This is a genomic window from Acidiphilium sp. PM (assembly GCF_000219295.1).
In the GTDB taxonomy this organism is placed as follows: domain Bacteria; phylum Pseudomonadota; class Alphaproteobacteria; order Acetobacterales; family Acetobacteraceae; genus Acidiphilium; species Acidiphilium multivorum.
This window is the reverse complement of sequence record NZ_AFPR01000210.1, coordinates 1-4,046: the sequence shown is the minus strand read 5'-3', so window position 1 is coordinate 4,046 and position 4,046 is coordinate 1. Positions and strand designations below refer to the sequence as shown.

At 70.3% G+C, this 4,046-nt stretch carries 5 protein-coding genes; all 5 read right to left on the bottom strand.

Going from position 1 to position 4,046, the window contains the following annotated elements; all coding sequences use genetic code 11:
• Positions 1–160 (bottom strand): cation-transporting P-type ATPase (locus tag APM_RS20360; protein WP_007423202.1); only part of this gene is annotated, 160 nt, incomplete at its 3' end.
• A complete protein-coding gene (locus APM_RS09750) occupies positions 147–1,163 on the bottom strand; it encodes a sodium:calcium antiporter (protein ID WP_007423201.1) in 1,017 nt (338 codons plus the stop codon). The genes APM_RS20360 and APM_RS09750, both read right to left, overlap by 14 nt.
• 192 nt (positions 1,164–1,355) lie before the next feature.
• On the bottom strand, positions 1,356–2,405 hold the full coding sequence (locus APM_RS09740) for an oxidoreductase (protein WP_007423200.1): 1,050 nt from the start codon (positions 2,403–2,405) through the stop codon (positions 1,356–1,358).
• 77 nt (positions 2,406–2,482) lie between these two features.
• Entirely contained in the window at positions 2,483–3,499 is a 1,017-nt protein-coding gene (locus tag APM_RS09735) for a xanthine dehydrogenase family protein subunit M (protein ID WP_007423199.1), read from the bottom strand.
• Positions 3,496–4,046 (bottom strand): molybdopterin cofactor-binding domain-containing protein (locus APM_RS09730; protein ID WP_007423198.1); only part of this gene is annotated, 551 nt, incomplete at its 5' end. The genes APM_RS09735 and APM_RS09730, both read right to left, overlap by 4 nt.

Genomic DNA, 4,046 nt, shown 5'->3' with positions numbered 1-4,046 from the left:
TCGGACCGAAGCGGGTGGCGCGCGCCCTCGCCTCCTCGCCGGTGAGGCCCTGCGCCGCGTCGCTGCCGAGACGGGCCAGCGCGGCGTCGGGGCCGAGCGCGTGCCACCGCACGGCATCAGCGGTTTCGGGCCCGGCGCCGTGTTCGTCAGTGCGTGCCATGGAGGAAGATCACATAGGAATTCAGCAGATACATCGTGAACAGGCCGAAGCTGATCCAGCCGACGGTTTGGAAGATGCGCCGCTGCGGGCGATACAATATGCCGGCGATCAGCAGGCCCGACATGATGACGGCGGACAGCGCCGACACGACATGCACCGGCGAGACCCGGTAGAGGATCGGGCCCTGCCGGTAGAACAGGTCGTCGATGCCGAGGATAAGGATGTTGAACATGTTGCTGCCGAGCAGGTTCGCCATCGCCATGTCCACGGCGCCGATGCGGACGGCGACGACGCTGACCACCAGTTCCGGCAGCGAGGTGACGGCGGCGACCAGCAGCGTGCCGACGAAGGTCTGTTGCCAGCCCATCGCCGCGGCCAGCGCCACGGCGACGAATGGCAGCGCCGTGCCGGTGACGACGACGACCGCCGAAGCGAGCGCATAGCTGCGGACCGCCGTGCCGAGCGTGGTTCCGGCATAGCGGTCGGCCGCGTCTTCGGCGGCGTCCTCGCGGTGGTCGCGCTCGTAGAAGAAGACGGCGCGGGCGCCGAGCGCGTAAAGCAGGAAGATGATCGGCGTGTAGCCGCCGACCCCGAATGCGGCGAAGGCCATGCCCTGGCCGTGCAGGGCGATGTTCATGCCGACGAAGCCGATCAGCACGACGCCGAAGCCGGCGGAGAGGATGTGCCCCTGGCGCACGCGGCGGTAGACGCTCTCGCCGCGCTGCATGAAGTCGAGCACGATCAGGATCGCGAGGTTGAAGACGCAACTGCCGAAGACATCGCCCACCGCGGTGTCCGGCGCGTTGGCGATGGTCACGGCGCTGAGGCCGGTCGCGAGTTCGGGCAGCGAGGTGATGGCGGCGACGAGGATCAGGCCGATCCAGCCGCCGGTCAGGCCCGTCTTCACCGCGATGATATCGCCGTTGCGCGACAGCACCGGCCCGGCGGCGCCGACCAGCGCGAGACAGGCGAAGAAGGCGAGCCAGATTTCGGCGGGCGTCATCGCCGGGCGCGCCCGAAGGGGATGGTCCGTCCGCCGCCGGTCCCGACGAAGGCGGGACAGGGCGATTTTCGCTCGCTGCTCGACATGTCCGAAGCCCGATCGCGCTGTGAGGCCTATCGATCCCATGCCGGAGGGTTTGCGGCATTGAGGGAAATCAACGCGCCGGCCGGGGTGACGGAAGCCGATGAGCCGCTATGCGCCTGAAACGGGGATGGCGGCGTTGCCGGTCGATGCGGCGCGGGCGGCGGCATCGAGAACCGCCATGACCGCGAGCGCCTCGTCAGGCCGCACGGGATTCGGCGCGCGGCCGAGCAGCGCCTCGCGCAGCGCCGCGTAGAATGCCCGGTGGTCGCCGGCCGGCGCGGGCAAGGACAGCGGGGGGCTGGTGCCGTCGAGGAGGAGCAAATCGTCGGGATCCTCGCCCCAGCCGGGCGCGCCGGGGATCATGCCGGCGCGAAGCTGGTCTTCCTGCCGATCGGCCGCGCGCTTGACCAGGGTTCCCGCCTCGCCGTGGACGACGAAGCGATGCGATCCGCCCGCCGCCAGCATGCCGGCGTGCAGGATCACGCGCAGGGCGGGATATTCGAGGACGACATGCGCCCAGTCCTCGACCGTGGCGCCCTGCCGCTGGGCGGCGAAACTCGCGATGACCCGCGACGGAGATCCGAACAGGCAGAGCGCCTGGTCGACGAGATGCGGACCGAGATCGAGCCAGAGCCCGGCGCCGGGGCCCGCGGCCTCGCGCCAGCGCGGGCGGACCTGGGGGCGGAACCGGTCGACATGGGATTCGAAGTGGCGGACCGCGCCGATGCGGCCGGTTTCGATCGCCTGGCGGATGGCGAGGAAATCGCTGTCCCAACGGCGGTTCTGGAAGACCGCGACATGGCGATGCGCCGCTTCGGCCGCGGCGACCACGGCCTGCGCATCGGCGTGCGAGAGGGCAAAAGGCTTGTCGACGACGACATGCTTGCCGGCGGCGAGGGCCATTTCGGCGAGCGGGCGATGCGAGTCGTTCGGCGTGGCGATGACGACGAGGTCGATATCGTCGCGCCGGAGGAGCGCGGCGGGGGCCTGCTCGACCGCGATGCCGGGCAGGTCGGCCTGCACTTTCGCCGCATCGCTTGAGGCGACCGCGACGAGCGAATAGCCGGCCGTGGCCCTGATGAGCGGGGCGTGAAACGTGCGGCCGGCATAGCCGTAGCCGATCAGCCCCGCGCGGATATGTCGTTCGTCGTCGGCCATCCCGTCGTCTCCGTCCCGATGCGGTTGCAGGATGGCGATTGCAGCGGCGGGGGATGACCGTCAAGCGCCGGGCGCGGCTATGCGACCGCGGTCAGGATCGCGCGGCGGATGAGGGTTTCGAACAGTTTCAGCTTGTAGACGTTCTTCGCGAGCGGCGTCGCCCCGGCGAGGGCGGCGTGCGCGGCCTCGCGGGCGGCATCATCGTCGATGACCCGTCCGCGCAGCGCCGCTTCCGCGGCGCGCGCCCGATGCGGCACCGGGGCCGCCGCGCCGAGGATGATGGCGGCGCGCGTGCAGGTTCGGGCAGTATCCATCTCGATCAGCACGGCGACGTCGGCCAGCGGCCAGTCCATCGAATCGCGCTCGCCCTGGCGCAGATGCGCCATGCGGGCGCCGGACGGCGGAGTGGGCAGGACGATCGCGGTCAGGATTTCGTGCGGCTGGAGATCGTTCTCGCGTTGCAGGTCGATGGCCGGCCCGACGAGGAAATTCTCGAGCCTGACGCGGCGGGAGGTTCCGTGGGCATCGACGAGGTCGACGAAGGCGCCGAGCGCGACAAGGACCGTTGCCGCCGTGGAGGGATGCACGATCGCGCAGGGATGGTTGTCGAAGATCGCGTGATACTGGTTCTCGCCATTGAGCGCGAAACAGTGTCCGCCGCCCTTGCGCAGGCAGCGATAGGCGGCGGAGCGGAAATACCAGCAGCGGGGCCGCTGGAGCAGATTGCCGCCGAGCGTTGCCACGTTGCGGATCTGCGGGCTGGCCGAGTGGCCGATGGCCGAGGCCAGCGCGGGATAGCGCTCGCGGACGAGCGGATGCGCGGCGATGCCGGCGAGCGTGGCCGCCGCGCCGATGTGAAGCCCGTCGGCATCCTCGCGGATCGCGTCGAGACCGGGAATGTCGATGACGCTCACCAGCATGGCGGGCGCCACCAGTTCTTCCTTGAGCAGGCCGAGCACGTCGATGCCGCCGGCGCGCAGGAGCGCGACGCCGTGCGCCGGGCCGGCGCGGGTCATCGCTTCCGCCATTGTCGTGGACGTGGCGGCGGCCGCGGCGGCGATCGTCGGGGCGCGGAGCGTGGCGAACGGTTTCATGGGGGCAGGTTCCGGGACGGAGAGCCGCCGAGCGCCGCCAGCACCGCGGCCGGGGTCATCGGCAGGGTCGGCAGGCGGATGCCGATGGCGTTGCGGACGGCGTTGGCGATCGCCGGCGCGGTGGCGATGTTCGCCGGCTCGGCGATGCCGTAGGCATCGGTTGCGCTGTTGGCCTCGTAGTTTTCGAGGAGGACGACGTCGATCGCGGGGGTCTCGTACGGTCCGGCGATCTTGTATTGCTCGAGATCGGGGTTGACCATGCGGCCGGTGTGGCGGTCCATGATGCGGTCCTCGAACAGCGCGTAGGACAGGCCCATCAGGATGCCGCCATGAACCTGGCTTTCGATCTGACGCGGGTTCATCGGGCGGCCGCAATCCTGGACGGCGAGCACGCGCTCGACCCGGATGATGCCGGTTTCGGTATCGACCGCGACGGCGGCGAACTGCACGCCGCCGAGATCCTGCCGGGCCGTCGCCGCGTCGCCGTAGCGTTGCCCGAAGCCGGCGTAATCGTCGGCGCGGGAGGCGACTTCGCTGATGGAATCCG

What these genes read in the sequence shown, in the direction of transcription:
- APM_RS09750 (WP_007423201.1), bottom strand. Translation starts at nt 1,163, where the DNA reads ATGACGCCCGCCGAAATCTGGCTCGCCTTCTTCGCCTGTCTCGCGCTG.
- APM_RS09740 (WP_007423200.1), bottom strand. Translation starts at nt 2,405, where the DNA reads ATGGCCGACGACGAACGACATATCCGCGCGGGGCTGATCGGCTACGGC.
- APM_RS09735 (WP_007423199.1), bottom strand. Translation starts at nt 3,499, where the DNA reads ATGAAACCGTTCGCCACGCTCCGCGCCCCGACGATCGCCGCCGCGGCC.